The 15,087-nt window shown below is 65.9% G+C and carries 20 protein-coding genes; 10 read left to right on the top strand and 10 right to left on the bottom strand.

Annotated elements, in window-relative coordinates:
* Positions 1 to 40: 40 nt before the first annotated feature.
* Positions 41 to 175, top strand: a complete 135-nt coding sequence (locus ABZV58_RS07885) for a hypothetical protein (RefSeq protein WP_354999403.1) — start codon at positions 41 to 43, stop codon at positions 173 to 175.
* A gap of 69 nt (positions 176 to 244) precedes the next feature.
* On the top strand, positions 245 to 1,333 hold the full coding sequence (locus tag ABZV58_RS07880) for a hypothetical protein (protein WP_354999402.1): 1,089 nt from the start codon (positions 245 to 247) through the stop codon (positions 1,331 to 1,333).
* Here ABZV58_RS07880 and ABZV58_RS07875 read toward each other — a convergent pair.
* Positions 1,227 to 2,183, bottom strand: coding sequence for a WYL domain-containing protein (locus ABZV58_RS07875; protein ID WP_354999401.1), 957 nt, complete (start codon positions 2,181 to 2,183; stop codon positions 1,227 to 1,229). The two genes, ABZV58_RS07880 and ABZV58_RS07875, sit on opposite strands and share 107 nt — an antisense overlap.
* Positions 2,184 to 2,246: 63 nt before the next feature.
* On the opposite strand from ABZV58_RS07875, the gene ABZV58_RS07870 reads away from it, so the two are divergent.
* Positions 2,247 to 2,663 carry a VOC family protein gene (locus ABZV58_RS07870; protein ID WP_354999400.1) on the top strand — a complete coding sequence of 139 codons (417 nt, stop codon included), beginning with the start codon at positions 2,247 to 2,249 and terminating at the stop codon, positions 2,661 to 2,663.
* A 44-nt stretch (positions 2,664 to 2,707) separates the two neighbouring features.
* On the opposite strand, the gene ABZV58_RS07865 is transcribed toward ABZV58_RS07870, so the two are convergent.
* Positions 2,708 to 3,013 carry a hypothetical protein gene (locus ABZV58_RS07865; RefSeq protein ID WP_354999399.1) on the bottom strand — a complete coding sequence of 102 codons (306 nt, stop codon included), beginning with the start codon at positions 3,011 to 3,013 and terminating at the stop codon, positions 2,708 to 2,710.
* A 214-nt stretch (positions 3,014 to 3,227) separates the two neighbouring features.
* Between ABZV58_RS07865 and ABZV58_RS07860 the strand changes: the two genes are divergently transcribed.
* Together ABZV58_RS07860 and ABZV58_RS07855 are read left to right on the top strand one after the other, a co-directional pair.
* Complete coding sequence (locus ABZV58_RS07860; RefSeq protein WP_354999398.1) at positions 3,228 to 3,854, top strand: hypothetical protein; 627 nt, start codon at positions 3,228 to 3,230, stop codon at positions 3,852 to 3,854.
* Between the two features lie 53 nt (positions 3,855 to 3,907).
* On the top strand, positions 3,908 to 5,377 hold the full coding sequence (locus ABZV58_RS07855) for a hypothetical protein (protein ID WP_354999397.1): 1,470 nt from the start codon (positions 3,908 to 3,910) through the stop codon (positions 5,375 to 5,377).
* A 63-nt stretch (positions 5,378 to 5,440) separates the two neighbouring features.
* On the opposite strand, the gene ABZV58_RS07850 is transcribed toward ABZV58_RS07855, so the two are convergent.
* Positions 5,441 to 6,205: an oxygenase MpaB family protein gene (locus ABZV58_RS07850; RefSeq protein ID WP_354999396.1), complete on the bottom strand. Its 765-nt coding sequence runs from the start codon at positions 6,203 to 6,205 to the stop codon at positions 5,441 to 5,443.
* Complete coding sequence (locus ABZV58_RS07845) at positions 6,202 to 6,330, bottom strand: hypothetical protein (RefSeq protein WP_354999395.1); 129 nt, start codon at positions 6,328 to 6,330, stop codon at positions 6,202 to 6,204. The genes ABZV58_RS07850 and ABZV58_RS07845 overlap by 4 nt, the downstream gene beginning before the upstream one ends.
* 263 nt (positions 6,331 to 6,593) lie before the next feature.
* On the opposite strand from ABZV58_RS07845, the gene ABZV58_RS07840 reads away from it, so the two are divergent.
* Positions 6,594 to 7,325 (top strand): VOC family protein, encoded by a 732-nt coding sequence (locus ABZV58_RS07840; RefSeq protein ID WP_354999394.1) that lies wholly within the window; start codon positions 6,594 to 6,596, stop codon positions 7,323 to 7,325.
* 165 nt (positions 7,326 to 7,490) lie between these two features.
* Here ABZV58_RS07840 and ABZV58_RS07835 read toward each other — a convergent pair whose 3' ends face one another.
* Positions 7,491 to 7,769, bottom strand: a complete 279-nt coding sequence (locus ABZV58_RS07835; RefSeq protein ID WP_354999393.1) for a hypothetical protein — start codon at positions 7,767 to 7,769, stop codon at positions 7,491 to 7,493.
* 235 nt (positions 7,770 to 8,004) lie between these two features.
* Between ABZV58_RS07835 and ABZV58_RS07830 the strand changes: the two genes are divergently transcribed.
* Together ABZV58_RS07830 and ABZV58_RS07825 are read left to right on the top strand one after the other, a co-directional pair.
* Entirely contained in the window at positions 8,005 to 8,622 is a 618-nt protein-coding gene (locus ABZV58_RS07830; RefSeq protein ID WP_354999392.1) for a TetR-like C-terminal domain-containing protein, read from the top strand.
* 15 nt (positions 8,623 to 8,637) lie between these two features.
* Positions 8,638 to 9,321, top strand: coding sequence for an NAD(P)H-binding protein (locus tag ABZV58_RS07825; protein WP_354999391.1), 684 nt, complete (start codon positions 8,638 to 8,640; stop codon positions 9,319 to 9,321).
* A 128-nt stretch (positions 9,322 to 9,449) separates the two neighbouring features.
* On the opposite strand, the gene ABZV58_RS07820 is transcribed toward ABZV58_RS07825, so the two are convergent.
* From ABZV58_RS07820 to ABZV58_RS07810, 3 genes are all read right to left on the bottom strand, one after another.
* On the bottom strand, positions 9,450 to 10,553 hold the full coding sequence (locus ABZV58_RS07820) for a mechanosensitive ion channel domain-containing protein (RefSeq protein ID WP_354999390.1): 1,104 nt from the start codon (positions 10,551 to 10,553) through the stop codon (positions 9,450 to 9,452).
* Between the two features lie 117 nt (positions 10,554 to 10,670).
* A complete protein-coding gene (locus ABZV58_RS07815) occupies positions 10,671 to 10,817 on the bottom strand; it encodes a hypothetical protein (RefSeq protein ID WP_354999389.1) in 147 nt (48 codons plus the stop codon).
* Positions 10,818 to 10,990: 173 nt separating this feature from the next.
* Positions 10,991 to 11,743, bottom strand: a complete 753-nt coding sequence (locus ABZV58_RS07810) for an SDR family NAD(P)-dependent oxidoreductase (RefSeq protein WP_354999388.1) — start codon at positions 11,741 to 11,743, stop codon at positions 10,991 to 10,993.
* Between the two features lie 190 nt (positions 11,744 to 11,933).
* Here ABZV58_RS07810 and ABZV58_RS07805 point away from each other — a divergent pair, with 190 nt between their 5' ends.
* Positions 11,934 to 12,530 (top strand): TetR/AcrR family transcriptional regulator, encoded by a 597-nt coding sequence (locus ABZV58_RS07805; RefSeq protein WP_354999387.1) that lies wholly within the window; start codon positions 11,934 to 11,936, stop codon positions 12,528 to 12,530.
* Between the two features lie 5 nt (positions 12,531 to 12,535).
* Here ABZV58_RS07805 and ABZV58_RS07800 read toward each other — a convergent pair whose 3' ends face one another.
* Both ABZV58_RS07800 and ABZV58_RS07795 read right to left on the bottom strand, forming a co-directional pair.
* Positions 12,536 to 13,117: a TerD family protein gene (locus ABZV58_RS07800; protein WP_354999386.1), complete on the bottom strand. Its 582-nt coding sequence runs from the start codon at positions 13,115 to 13,117 to the stop codon at positions 12,536 to 12,538.
* Between the two features lie 226 nt (positions 13,118 to 13,343).
* Entirely contained in the window at positions 13,344 to 14,039 is a 696-nt protein-coding gene (locus ABZV58_RS07795; protein WP_354999385.1) for a type 1 glutamine amidotransferase domain-containing protein, read from the bottom strand.
* A gap of 154 nt (positions 14,040 to 14,193) precedes the next feature.
* Here ABZV58_RS07795 and ABZV58_RS07790 point away from each other — a divergent pair, with 154 nt between their 5' ends.
* Entirely contained in the window at positions 14,194 to 15,069 is an 876-nt protein-coding gene (locus tag ABZV58_RS07790; protein WP_354999384.1) for a metal-dependent hydrolase, read from the top strand.
* Positions 15,070 to 15,087: the final 18 nt, after the last annotated feature.

The following is a 15,087-nucleotide window of genomic DNA, read 5'->3' as shown; positions in this document are numbered from 1 at the left end:
TGCCCGCAACGCCGAACTCTCCCCGGCGCAGGTCGACGCCGTGAAACAGAACTACGAGGCGATCTGTGAGGTGTGCAGGCACTCACCCGGCGGCACCCCCGGTCGTCCCGTCACCGACAAGGCCCTCGACATCTCCGCCGAGGAGCGCCGACGGCGCTACGAGGATGCCTACTAGCGCAGCGGCTACCAGGGCGCTGGCGCCGAGTTCGCCGACCTGTTCCTCGACGCCGAGGCGAACCGGACCGTGTCGGAATTCCTCCACGACAAGATCCGGGCGATTGTCGAAGATCCGGCCACCGCCGAGCTGCTGGCGCCCAAGTACCACCCACTGGGCGCCAAGCACAGCGTCTTCGGCACCGACTACTACGAGACTTACAACCGGCCCAACATCGAGACGATGACCGAAAGCGCGATCGTGACCTCGAAGGGCGCCTACGAGATGGACGCCGTGGTGCTGGCCATCGGGTTCGATGCCTTCACCGGCCCGCTGTACGGGCTCGGTCTCACCGGCGCGTCCGGCAAGAAGCTGCAGGAGACCTGGCGCGACGGCATCCGCTCCTACCTCGGGACATGGCCGCGGACTTCCCCAACTTTTCATGGTCGGCGGCCCGCTGAGCCCCGCGTGGCGAGCAACGTGGTGGTAAGCATCGAGCAGGCCGTCGACTGGATCGCCGATCTCATCGAGCACGCCCACGACACCGGCGCCACGCTGATCGAGGCCACCGCTGAGGCCGAGAACGAGTGGGTCGCGTTCGCCCTCGCGGGCGTGGTGGGCTTCCTCCTCAGCCAGTTCGCCGAGGAGATCGGCACCCTCGGCAAGATCTTCTACATCGTGGTCAACGTGCTCCCCACGCTCTTCCTGATGTATTTCGTCAAGCGCCTGTCGGACATCGACGAGCGCGGGCACGCCGTGTGGGCCGCCGTCGCCACCGCTTGCGGCTTCGTGATCGCCGCGACCTCCGACTTCGTCGTCCGCATCTCGGGCGACGACGCGGAGCACCCGATCTTCTACATCTTCACGCTGTCCACGTCGGGCGGCACAGGCACATTGACCGACGCCCTCGACCGGCACGGCATCGAGATGGGCTCGCTGGCGGGCGAGGGCGTCGCGCTGTACTTGAACGGCGGGTTGGTCGACACCGCGAATCCTCCAGCCGCTTCGGGCGAGCGCGCGGTGAAGGCCGCACTGGCGAGCCTCAGCGCTGCGCGATATCGGAGCAACACTGTTACAGGTTGTCGAGCCGCAGAGCTGCCACCCTGTCCAGGAGGGCTCGGCGGACAGTGTCGGGACTCAGCACGCGCAGTGTGGTGCCCAGGCCCATCAGATAGGTGACGAGACAGTCGATGTCGTTGGCGCCGATGTCGACGAGGGTGGCGTCGGGGCCGTCGGGGCGGTGGGTTCCGATGGTGGCCGGCACGATCTGCAAGGCTTGCTGGACAGGCACGGAGAGCCTGATCGTGGCGTAGAGCGGGTAGGTGACCGCGGCGATCGCTTCGGTGACCAGCGTGGCGGGGTCGGGCGGATTGTCGTGTTCGATGCGGTGTCCGGTGAGTTCGGTGCGCAGAACCCGGTCCACCCGGAAGGTCCGCCATTGCTGTTTGTCGACGTCTTCGGCGAGGAAGTACCAGCGGCGGTTGGCGCGCACCAGACGATAGGGGTCGACATAGCGGCGGGTGATGCGCTGGTGATGATCGCGGTAGGTCAGCGCGAGGCGTTCGCTCTGTCGGCATGCCGTGGCCAGAGCCCACAGTACGGACGCGTCGGCTTGCGGGGATACCTCCGCTCCGTCGGCGGTGTGGGCGAGGGTGCGGTTCACCGCGTCGAGGTGGCGCGCGAACCGGTCGGGTAGCAGGGTTTGCAGTTTGAACAGCGCCGACAATGCCGAGACGCTGCTGCCGAGCACGCCGCCTGCCGCGGTTTCCCGCAACGCCACCGCCACTGCGAAACCCTCCTCTTCATCGAGGGCGAGCGCTGGAACCCGTGGTCGACGAGCCAGGCGATAGCCTCCCCACGGGCCGGGATCGGAATCGATGCCGTACCCCAGTTCCCGCAGACGTGCGATATCGCGGCGCACCGTACGGTCGGTCACTCCCAGTCGCCTGCTCAATTCCTGACAGGTCCATGCTGGGCGGGAGTCCAGCAGAGCCACTACACGCAGCAACCGCGAAGTAGGTCCGATCACAGTCGGTATTCTCGTCCGAATCCAGGACCGGACCTGTCCTGGTCGGCACCTAGGGTCTGGACCATGACTGCTGAACCGACAACCCAGAGCCGTGCCGCCGTCGAGGGACGGCCGATAATCCGTTGGCTTTCAATAGATTTCGATTGCCCCGACCCTGTCGAGCTGGCGCAGTTCTACAGCCGCGGACTCGGCCTGCCGGTGCTCTACACCAGCGATGACTTCGTCCTGCTCGGGACCGAACTTGCCGGGCCGGGGCTGGGTTTCATCCGCATCCCGGACTATCAACGCCCGAGCTGGCCGGAATCGGCGGTGGCCAAGCAGGCCCATCTGGAGTTCGGGGTCGACGATCTGGATTCCGCGCAAGCGTGGATGAGCGAGCTGGGCGCGATCCTGTCCACCTTCCAACCCGACCCGAACCACCGCCGGGTGATGCTCGACCCCGCAGGCCACCCGTTCTGCCTGACCACCCACGATGTCTGAAGCGGGGCAGGGCAACCCTGCTCCCGAGTCCGGGCGGACACGTCCTACCGCCTCTGTTCGGAGCGCTGGTGCTCGCGCCACGCCTTCTGGGTCGCGGTCAGTTTCAGGCGAGGGGTTCGGTTCCGGAAGAAGTCCACCACCAGTAGTACCGGCACGATGAACGCCTGGAAGAAGATCAGGTAGGAGCCGCCCTCGAAGAGGAAAGCCAGGTAGAGGGCGTAGCCCAGGTAGAGGGGTCCGAGAATCCCGTTGATCAGGCGCGAAACGTTGCCCTGCCGGTTCTCCGCCAGGGCCATGGCGATCATGACGACGCCGCTTACCGCGAGCAGCCCTACATACCAATTGAACATGTGACCCCCCAGAGAGATTCGGCCGTACCGGTCGGTCTGGCCGAGGCGTCACGATAGCACCGTTCACTGCAAGACAGCCATCGACTTTCGGCACCGCGGAAGCTGGGCGTCCAGGCAGGGCGCCGAGAGCGTCTTGCGATCTCGTTACAGGTTGACGTTTGGTGTCGATGTGTAATACTCCCCTGGACCGGCGACCAGGAAGTGAGTTGCGCCGTTGACCGAGAACGCCCGAGAGGCGCTCGAGATCCTTCGGGATGCGAGCCAATTCCAGTGGTATGTGATCCCGCTGCTGCTGATCGTCATCTACATCTATGCCGTCGAAGTCGAGCGGCGGAACTGGAATGTCCTGTTCGCCGGGCTGGCGCTGTGGGGCATGGACTGGTTCAACGAGATCTGGAACTCCCTGGTCTTTCACGCCACCGGCCGTGCGCCGGTCTGGGGCGCCACCGGACCCACCGCCTACCAGATCCTCATCGGCCTCAATATCGAGATCTGCTTCATGTTCGCCGTCATGGGTGTCGCAGCGGCGAAGATGTTGCCGCCCAAAGAGACTCGCATCCTCGGCCTGCGCAACAGGCCGGTGCTCATCGCCGCCGACTCGGCCGCGGCGGTCGGCGTCGAAGTGCTGCTCAACAAGGCCGGTGTACTCACCTGGGAATGGTCCTGGTGGCAGCCGAGCTTTCCCTTCCTCATCTGGCTCATCGGCTACGTGCCGTTCTTCGCCGCCTGCTTCTTCGTGCACGACCTGCCGACCGTGCGGGCCAAAGCACTCACTGTCGGAGCGATTCTCGGTGTCGACGCCGTAGCGATCGTCGGTTTCGGCGCCGCGGGGTGGTTGTGATGCGAAGCGTCCGCCGTACGGCTTTCGCTGTGGCCGGGCTGGTATTCGCCAGCATGACAACGCATTCGGTAGCCGTCGCGGATACCGGCTGCATGGTGGTGGGCACGGTCGGCACTCCGGAAGTCACTGTCGACGAAACCACCGCTGGGCTGGAGGCATTGGCCCCTGCCGATATCGCACTGCCCGAGCGGGTCCACTTCCGTACCACCACAGAGTCGTTCAACCGGCGCTGGACGTTCGCGAATCGCGACGGCCGGGTCTACGTGAAAGAGACCGCCGCCAACGGTGGTTGGCGCACTGTGGCACTACCGGGCTGTCTGGAGGGCCGCATCGTAGGCGTGTCCGCCGATGACGACGAGGTCATGATGATCGACCGCGACGGCCGGTTCTTCACCATGGATCACGCGCTCAGCGCACCCCGAGACTGGAATTGGAGCAGCCGCTACGGCACCCCGCTGTGGACCGGACCCGGAAACTCGCTGCCGCCCGGCACGAGCACTTGGTCCTGGTCGGTTCTCTCACCCAACGAAGACCACGTCTGGCGGGATACGGCGGGCAACGATCATCCGGTCGGCGGAGCGAAGGTGTCGCACGTCTTCGCGCTCACCGACGACGGTCGGCGGATCCGATACATCGATCCCTGGCTGCCGGTGGATCACAGCTACGAGATGGCCACGCCGCACGGCGGCCGGTTCCAGGCGGTCGCGCTGTCGACGAGTGCGTCGACCTCGCTGATCGTCAACCGCTTCGGCGACTTCTACACGCGCCTCTACGATTTCGACATCTCCGGCGCCGACAAGGTGTTCTTCCGCTACTCCTATTCCGACCAGAGCGGACTGCCCGAGGCTCCCGACATGCTCGCGGAACGAGTGGACAGCCGGTATGCCGCGATCCAGCTGCCCGCACCGGACTGGGTGCGGCAGCCGAAGGTGCCGGGCGACATCACCGACCGCATCTCCATCCACCGAACCGCACCAGGTTCGGCGGCGCGGGAACTGCGCGTCGAAGGTCGCGACGGCGGTCGAAACGGTTACTGGACAAAGCAACTCACCGACGACTCGTGGACCTTCGTCCCCACCGACCAGGCCCCCGTCGGGACCGCGCTGGAGAATTCGCCGACGGATCGTTCGCTCGATACGCTGGCGGCCCCATCGCCGTACGACTACCACGGCGTCGCGAGGCAGGGGTGGAGCGCGCGAGTGCGCACCTTCGACGCGGCCGTCACCCCGACTCCGCTTCTGATCGACTTCGGCGACGGCAAGCAGCTGGATCTGATACTGCACACCGTCGATGGCCTGCGCCAGACGCCGCAGTTGCCGGGGATCTCCAGTCAGCCCAGGCATTTCGACGGAACGATCGAGGTACCTCCGGAGCTGTTGGCGAATCTCGACGCGCAGCCCGCAGAGGTGCGTGACTTCGTTCGAAACGTACTGGAAGGGAACCGTTTCACGGACACCCCCGTCGAGGTCACCGATGCTCGGTTCCGCATCGACCGGTTGGATCTGACCCTGAACCGATCCTGATTCGGCCCCCGCCTCGAATGCTTCGACCGGAGGCCGGGGCGATGGTGCGCCGCCGTCCCGTGGTCATTCCGCGAGCCGAGCCTGCCGCACGAGTCGAATCCGGCCCGGAGCGGCCGTCATCGCGGCGCGCACGGTTCCCGCGTAGACGGCCAGTGCGGCGCGGTCGGCCTTTCCCGACCGCACGTCCAGCAGCTCTCGCGCCCGTTCGTGCTGGAGCGCGCGGACGGCGAAGTCCGGCAATCGGCGCGGGGTCCACGCGTCCGGGCGCAGCACCTGCGCAGCCAAGCGATCGCTGTGCGCACTGCGGCGCAGCACCGAATCGCAGGCGTCGGCGAAGTACTCGGTGAACTGCGGCCAGGTCTCCGGCACGTGCCGCGTCGAGATGCCGTAACGGTCGTACCACGCGCGGCATTCGGCGTAGAGGCGCTCGCGTTCGAGCATGGTGAGGGGCCGCGCGAAGGTCTCGATCGCCGTCATCAGAGTGTCGACGTAGGTCGCGTGCTGAAAGAAGAAGACCTCGGGATGCAGGGCGTGGTACCGACGTCCGGCGTCGTCCACACCCTTCACGTGCTCGTGGCCATACCTGATGAGGGACCGCAGATCTCGCGAGGAGTAGGCGATGGTGATCATGCTCGAGACCGTGCGTTTCTTGTGCTCCCACAACCGCACATGCGTGTGCTCGACGAGACCGGCGGCGATGGTGGGATGCAGGATCTGTAGCGCGACAGCGCGTGGCAGCGCCAGCGCGAAGCGGCGGTCGCCCAGATAGCGATGAAGCAGCGAGGCGGTTGTCCGCTCGGGCGCGGCGACGTGCGACAGGCTGGTCATCGCGCCGACGGGTTGCCGAATTCGACCGCCCGCCCCTCCCCCTTGCCCCGCATCGCGGCCGTCGGATTCGGCAGGATGATCCGTCGCGCATGCCGTTCGAACCGGCCATTCGGCGTGATTCTCATATCTACCTCCACGAGTCCATGAGAGAATTTCGTTACCACTCTCTCACCGGTTGCCGGTCGCGGCAATGGCGGCACGTCCCGGAAAACGCGGCGGTCGACCGTGCACTCGATTCGGTTCCCGCAGTCCCCGCACTAGCCAAATTTGTATAGCGCGCGTACCTTCGTCCCAACTAGCCAACTTTGGCTATCGAGAGGAAGAGCTCGATGAAGTCGGTACGACTGTTGGTACTCGGCGCGCAATCCACCACGGAACGGAGAGATCCATGGCCAACGAAGTCACCGTGCCGCTGCTGCCCTGCCGATCCATCGATGAGATCGTCGACTTCTACACCATGCTCGGCTTCACCCGGACCTACTACCAAGTCCGCCCGAACCCATACGTCTCACTCAGACGCGAAGACCTCCAACTGGACTTCTTCGGCATGCCGGACTTCGAGCCCGAGGATTCCTACGGGACCTGTGTGGTCCTCGTGCCCGACACCGGAGAACTCTTCGACGCGTTCGCCGCGGGCATGCGAAAGGCACACGGCAAATTGCTGGTCTCCGGAATCCCCCGCATGACCCGCCCACGCAAACGCAAGAACGCCGAGAACCGCTCCGGATTCACCGTCATCGACCCCGGCGGGAACTGGATCAGGATCATGTCGGCCGCGCCCCTTCCCAGCGAAAATGCCCCAACCACAGGCAAACTCATTACCACGCTGAACAGGGCCGTCGTCATGGGCGACTCGCACGGCAAGCACCAACGAGCGGCCCAGATCCTGGACGCGGCCCTCGATCGGGACAAGGACACCGCGACGGCGACCGAACTCCTCCAAGCCCTGGCCTACCGCGCCGAACTCGCGGTCCGCGCCGAAGACCCCGCCGCCGCCCGCGACGCCCTCACCCAAGCGCGTGCGCTGCTCCTCTCCGAAGCCGAGCGCGCCGAGCTCGCGGAAACACTGGGCGCGCTCGATGACATCGAAGCCATTTTGCCGCCCGCGGCACACCCCTGACCGGCAGCCGCCACGCCTCACGAACGGCTGGACAACTGCCAGCACATCACGCCGACGCGCCCTGAACACCGTCTGCCGAAACGCGATTCAGCGGACGAACAAGGTCGACTCGAAAAGATCGTATCCCGTCCGGCTGTTTATCCCCACCCGGACCGGGGAGGTCGCCTATTCCTCGATCAGACGGGATCCCCAGTAGGACATCTGCCAGAGCAGCCTTATCGACTGCCCCACCGCAATCAGAATTGGGAACGAAAAGCATTTCACATCGCGGGTGCTGTCGGTGTCCGTCGCACAGTAGTCGGGAAACTTGTACGACTCGCTCATTATCCAGAAGCCCAGCGCTTCCTTCGGATTCGAAACAAGCGCGATGTCGGAGATTGTGACCGGCCGGTTTCCGACGTTGGTGATCTCGACCTGCAGCCAGGAACCAGCAGCAAGGAACACCTTCGCCGGGAACTCGTCGGGCAGTCCGAGAGCCGGACAGCCACATCCCCGAGCAATCGCCCGATCTCGAACTGGGCACAAGCGAGGACTCGGCGGGCCCAGCGGACTGGCATCATGCCGCCGCCGCGACGAACACCACGGGCCGCAAACTGGCAGCGCTCCAATCGTTTTCGTCCTCGATATTACGATACGGATCACTCTTGTTTCGTAACACGTGGCGGGCTAGCCTGGCAATGTGGCGACACGACAGAACGAAGAGCCGAGCCCGAAAAGCGTTGGCCGCCCGCGTGATCCAGAGCGAGGCCGCGCGCTGCTCGCCGCGGTGCACGAGCTCCTGCCCGAGGTGGGGTACGACCGGTTGACGATGGATGCCGTCGCGGCGCGAGCGGGCGCCGGTCGCGCTACCGTCTACCGCCGCTGGAAAGACAAGTCGGAACTGGTCCGCGACGCGATCCGCACCCTGGGGTGGAACGAGCCGCCGCCGGATACCGGAAGTCTTCGTTCCGATCTGATCGTGGTGGGCGCGATGTATCTGGACCGCGACAGCCGGCGCGACGCGATCCTATCCGCCATCGCCACCGCGGTGCGGCGTGATCCGCAACTGCGCGAGATCGCCGAACGCGAGATCGCCGCTCCACGCCGCGCGGCCTTCGCCGCCATCCTGGAGCACGCCCGCGATCGCGGTGAACTCGTGGACGGTGCCGACACCGAGCTGATCGCGGACATCGTTCCCGCGATGATCTTCTATCAGCTTCTCGAACAAGGCGATTCGATCGACGGCGCGTATTTCGAGCGAATTGTCGACTCGTTGATGATCCCACTACTGACCGGGCGCCCTCGATCGGCGCACTGAAGCGAGGAGGAAAAGATGAAATTGGCGGTCTTCGGCGCCAGCGGCCCGACCGGACTTCAGGTAGTACGGCAGGCACTCGGTAAAGACTTCGAAGTTTCTGCCGCAGTTAGGCGTCCGGAAGCCTTCCCGCTCTCCTCGCCGCGAATGCGCGTAGTGCGGACGGACGCGCTGGACTACGAATCGGTCGAACGAGCGGTAGCCGGAAACGAGGCGGTGATCTCGGTTCTCGGGGGAACCTACACCAGGAAACCGGTGTCGATATTCTCCGCGGGGGTGGGAAACATCATGCGGGCTATGACGACGCACGGCCTGAAGCGCTTGGTGTGCGTCAGCTCGGTCTGTGTCGCGGGTAAAGCTGCGCCGGGCGAAACTCTCGCCTTCCGTACGGTTTTGCTGCCGATCATGCAGACCCTGGGACGGACCGCGTACGCCGATATGGGCCGAATGGAAGACGCCCTCCGAGCCAGCGATCTCGACTGGACGATTGTGCGCGCATCGGGACTCTTCGACGGCGACCGCATCACCGACTACACCGTCGCGCCCTCGAGCATCCCGGGCCGCTACACCTCCCGCGCCGACCTGGCCGACGCGTTGATCCGCGAGGCAACGGAGAACCGCAACGTCAGAGCCTGCGTCGACGTGATCACCGACCGAAACCGCGGCTCCGATGGCGCGAGTACCCCGAGGAGTCGGCGATGACCGCCACGAAGGCACTGCGACAGCGGATCCAGCTGCTCGTCCGAATGACCTCATAGTCACACGCGCCCACCCGCACCGCCATCGGCGCGGGCACGCTCGCCGACCCCACCACTGCCGACGGCTGGATGTCAGTCGCCGTTCCGACTACTCGTCTCACCGGAACCATTGGTGGACAACGCCATTTCGCGATCCGGCTCGCGCTGGTTGGTGATGGCGGTGGGGATCTTCGGGAGGGCGTGGGGGTGATGGCGGCCGAGCCAGTTCAGTAGTTCCTCGCGGACGGCGCAGCGCAGGGTCCAGGCGTCGTCGGCGTCCGCGGCCGACATCGTCGCGCGCACAACGATGTTCGTCGGTGTGCTGTCGGTGACGAGAAGGTTCCAGTTGCGGCCGTCCCAGTCCGGGCGGTCGCGAAGGTAGTCGTGCAGGTGCTCGCGCAGCAATGGCACCGGCGTGCTGTGGTCGAGGTGCAGGAACACGGTGCCGGTGATCTGGGGGCCGCCGCGCGACCAGTTCTCATAGGGCTTGCTGTTGAAATAGGAGACCGGCATGGTCAGGCGCCGGTCGTCCCAGATCCGCACGGTGAGGAAGGCGAGGGTGATTTCCTCGACGGTCCCCCACTCCCCCTCCACCACAACGGTGTCGCCGATCTTCACCGAATCACCGAAGGCGATCTGCAACCCGGCTATCAGGTTGCTCAGCGTCGACTGCGCGGCGACGCCCGCGATGATGCCGATGACGCCCGCCGACGCCAGCAGCGAGGTGCCCAGCGTGCGCAGGCTCGGGAACAGCAGCAGGATCGCCACGGCCGCGGTCGTCACCACCAGCACCGAGGTGATGATGCGGCGCACCAGTCCGAGCTGGGTGCGCAGCTGGCGAACGCGCGAGATCTCGCTCGTGTGCTCGGCATAACGGCGCAGCAGGTTCTCGGCGACCGCGTCGGCGGCCCGGATGACCAACCACGCCGCGGCCATGATGGCCGCCGCGGCCAGGATGTTCCTGACCATCGCGTCTTGGCGTAAATCCAACTCCGCCAACGGATATGTCGCGTACAGCGCCACCGCGCCGAGCAACGCTTGCAGCGGCATCTGCACGCGGCGCAGCAACAGCGGCAGGTGCGTGCCGGGTCGACGGCGCGCGCTGTAGCGCAGCAGCCAGTCGACGAGCAGTCCCGCCGACACGGTGATCGCGACCGTGCCGAGCAGCACGATCAGCGGCCGTAGTACGTCTTCCACGAGATCGAACTCCTCTCGTCGTCACCTCGGCCACGGTGCGCCGCCGCGTGTTTCGACGGCCACACCGTGGCCCAGGCGCCTTCGATCACTGCTCCGGTACGCCACGTGGGCGCTTCCTCACAGCAGGACCAGGGTGAAACTCAGCACGGAGAGCAAGAGAATCCATGCCGCGATGGTCAGATGAATGGAACCCGCTGCATCGGTCGAGCCGGAACGGTGTCGGCGGTCGGCGCGATACTGCGGGTGCGAAGCCGAAACGGCCACGTCGTCCTCCTTCAGTCGGCTTTCCTCAGTCAGTCGCATACCCGCTTTCGCGGAAGATCGACATGACGACCCTGTGGCGAATCGCACCGCGCGAATTCGGCGGTGAAACATGCTTTTTCGCTATCCCCCCAGCTCACCGCGCCGACACGGCCCCAGACCCTTGGTCGGCGCGCTTACGGTCCGCCGAGCCGAGCCGCGGCGTCGACCCGGATCGTCTCGCCGTTGAGCATCGGATTGTGAATCACGTGCGCCACCAGCTCGGCGAACTCCGCGGGTGCGCCGAGGCGAGCCGGGTGCGGCACACGCGCCAGCGACGCCCGCCGCGCGAAATCGGGCAGCCGGGCGAACATCGGCGTATCGAACATCCCGGGCGCGACGGTGACGACGCGAATCCGCGCGCCCGCGAGGTCGCGCGCCGCCGCTAAGGTCATTCCGGCCAGGCCCGCCTTGGACGCCACATAGGACACCATTCCGGCCGGTGCGTCGAAACCTGCGATCGACCCCGTGTTGACGATGACACCGCGCTCACCCGCCACGACCTCGAGCCGGGCCATCCGTTCGGCGGCAAGGCGAATCACGTTGAACGCGCCTACCAGATTGACCTGTACCACCTGCGCGAACTGCTCCAGCGGAAGCGGACCGGAAACGTCCAGCGTCAGCCCGGTGCGATCGATTCCGGCGCAATTGACCACGGCGCGTAGCGGGCCGAGCTCGGCGGCACGATCCAGGGCAGCGGCTACGTCACGTTCCTCGCACACATCGCCGATCACCTCGTGCACCGAATCACCCTGGAGCACTCCGGGTTGGACAGGTCGGGTATCGAGTACGACCGCAGTCGCGCCCACCTCTGTCAGCCGCCGCACCACGACGAGCCCGAGCCCCGACGCACCACCCGCGACGAAAACCACCGAATCTGCGATATCCACGGACCCACCTCACCTGTCGATCGAATCGGCGTGCCGCACCTGGCGGATCGGCGCGATAGGTCGTCCATCGCATGGCCGTCACGCTTCTGTGTCAGCCAACATAGAATGTGCTGAGCAGCCAGTCAATGGTCGATGACCGAGACAGGGCCTAGGCTCGACCCACCGGAATCGGAAGACAGGAAGGACCGCAGTGGCCGATCGACGCGCCGAGACCACCCGTGCGAGCAGGCGGATGCTGATCGACGCCGCCTCCGCGCTGTTCGTCGAAAAGGGCTACCAGCAAACGACTTTCGCTGACGTGGCGCAGCGTTCGGGGATCAGCCGCGGCTCGATTCCGTGGCACTTCGGGAACAAGGAGGGCTTACTCACCGCGGTACTCGACCACGCCGCGGAAGCGCTGCTCGAGGCGTCCGACGCCGCCGACTCCGCGGAGTTACCGCAGGCCTACGACCTTGTAGCGCAGGCCAAGCGATCCTCGATGGCGCGCACGTCACTGCTGTTCGTCACCCTGTATGTGGAAGCGGTGAATCCGGCGTCCCCGATCCACGACAAGTACGTGGCGCTGCACGAACGGCTACGGCAGTCGACGAAGCGGTGGATCGAGCGCTTCGTCCGCCTCCCCGAGACCATGACCGCCGACGGCCTCGCGACGATCCTCGTCGGCGCGGCCATCGGCATCCATGTGCAGAGCGCGATGGCGCCCGACCGGATCGACATCGATCGAGCCATCGACGAACTCGGCGAATTGCTGAAACCGTATGCGGTCGAGGCGAATACGCGGGACTGACGGCCCTACTGCATGGCGAAGCGAAGCAGGGCCTGCTTGTCGCCCTGCTTGATCTTGCCCTTACGGTTCAGAACCTCGAGCTGCCAGGCGTTGCCGTTGCGGAAGGCGCGGGCCACAGCGTTGGCGTTGTCGGTGCCGAGCAGGGAGGGCCAGATGTCGGCGACCTGCTGGCTGCTACCGCCGGAGGCGTCGTACACCTTGAACGAGATGTTGTTCGCCTTTTCGAAGGAGCTGCCCTTCTTGAAGGCAGCCGCCACGAAAACGATAGCGTCGATGCCGCCGGGCACATCGGCGAAGGTGACATGCACCGTCTCGTCGTCACCGCTGGCCGCGCCGGTCTGCGCGTCGCCGGTGTGCAGGACCGCACCGTTGCCGAGCGGATCCAGCGAGTCGAGGCCCGCGAAACGGACCGGCTCGCTGCCCTGCATGAGGATCGCGACCAAGTCCAGGTCGACGCCGCGCTTGCGGCGCGCCCAGCCGAGGGCGCCGCCGCTGGTGCCCGCCGAGGGATCCCAGCTCACGCCGACACTCAGCTTGGTGACGCCGGCGAGATCCGCGGCGCCGTCCTCTTTCCGAAGCGTGATCATGGCCCAGTTCCCCTCCTGCCCCGTCCGAGTCTCGGCGGCGGCTTTCGCTCGGGCGCAACGTCCCTGGTGTCGACCACGACCCTACCCATGACTTTCGGCCCCGACAACACGAAACAGACGGGGGTCACGAGGACGTAGGCGGCCGACGGTTCGGGCTGCTGAGCGCGGTGAGTCGAATCATCTGTCGCTCACCGCGATTCGGGCGAACCAGCCTGGCCGACCGTATTCAGGACAGTTTCCGCAGCAATTCCTGGGCGACACCCGCCGAGGAGGCGGGGTTCTGGCCGGTGATCAGGTTGCGGTCGGCGACCACGTTCGGCGTCCACGGGTCGGCCTCGCGGAAGTCGGCGCCGATCTGTACGAGGCGATCCTGGAGCAGCCACTTCGCCTTCTCGGCGAAACCCGCCTGTGTCTCTTCGGCATTGGTGAAACCGGTCAGGGCGTAACCGGCGAACGCGTTGGTTCCGTCGGGCTTCGTGGCGGCGAGCAGCGCGGCGGGCGCGTGGCACACCACGGCCAACGGCTTGCCGGAATCCAGTGCGGCGGTGAGCAATGCGCCGGAGGTGGCGTCGACGGCGAGGTCTTCCATCGGCCCGTGCCCGCCGGGATAGAACACGGCGTCGTAGTCGGCGAGATCGACATCCGCCAGCGCGACCGGGTCGGCGAGCTCGGGACTCGTGGATACCACCCGTGCCCGGTGCTCCGCGGTCTCCTGGCCGCCGTTGACCTCGGGCGCGAGACTGCCCTGGTCCACGGTGGGGACCACGCCGCCGGGAGTGGCCACCACGATCTGGTGGCCCGCGTCCTTCAGCGCCTCGAAGGGCACGACGAATTCCTCGGCCCAGTATCCGGTCGGATGCTTGGTGTCGTCGGCCAACGTCCAGTGGTCGACACCGGTCATTACGAAAAGAATCTTCGCCATACCGCGACGCTAGGCCCGATCCACCGGGCCCCACCAATAGGAATCGGCATGTCAGATATCGAGATTTCGATACCGACACAGTGTTGACATCACGTGATGTCAACAATACCGTCGAGGGGTGCCTGTTTCAACGATGAGACGCGAGGACGGCGGCATGACCACAGCGGCGTACGAGGACCAAGCGCATGCGATTCACGCGCGCGACGTGCGGTTCGATTTCGATTCGGTCCCCATGCACTACATCCCCGGCGAGGTGATGGCGACCCACATCATCAACGTCATGCACCTGGTGCTGCCAGAGGGCGAGCGAGCCATGGCGCAGGCGCTGGCCGAAGCCTTGCCGCTCATCGACGACGAACGCTTGCGCGAGGAGGTGCAGGGGTTCATCGGCCAGGAGAACATGCACGCCAGCTCGCACGAGAAGGCGCGCGAACACCTGGAGTCGATCGGGCTGGACGTCGCCCCGATGGTCGACACCGTGTCCTGGCTGGTGGATCGGGTGCTCGGCGATCACGGGCTCACCGGGCGCGCCAAGCACCAGTGGCTGTGCGAGCGGCTCGCCCTCTTCGCGGGGATGGAGCACTACACCGCCGTCATCGGGGAATGGCTGCTGACCAACGACAAGCTCGAGGCCAAGAACATGCATCCGGCGATGCTCGATTTGATCCGCTGGCACGGCGCGGAGGAGGTGGAGCACCGCAGCGTCGTCTACGACGCGTACATGCACGTCGACGGCGGCTACTTCCGCAAGGCTCGAACCAGTCTGCTGGCGAGCTTCGGCTTGCTCGCGCTGTTCGTGATCTCCGGTGGGTATCTGTTCCACAAGGATCCCGAGCCGGACAAGGGACGGCTCTGGCCGCTGCAACTGCTGAGCGCCTCGGCCCGCGGTGTGATTCCACGGTTCACCACATTCGTCACCGAGATCCCGCGCTATCTGCGGCCGGGTTTCCACCCGTCCCAGCTCGGTCCTATGGACAACGCGATTCGCTACCTGGCGCAGTCGCCCGCGGCCCGCGCGGGTAAGGCGTGAGCGCCGTCGTGACCGGGA

It is taken from the genome of Nocardia sp. NPDC004654 (genome assembly GCF_040609595.1).
GTDB lineage: Bacteria > Actinomycetota > Actinomycetes > Mycobacteriales > Mycobacteriaceae > Nocardia.
The sequence above is the reverse complement of the archived record's forward strand: the minus strand, read 5'-3'. Positions and strand labels throughout refer to the sequence as shown.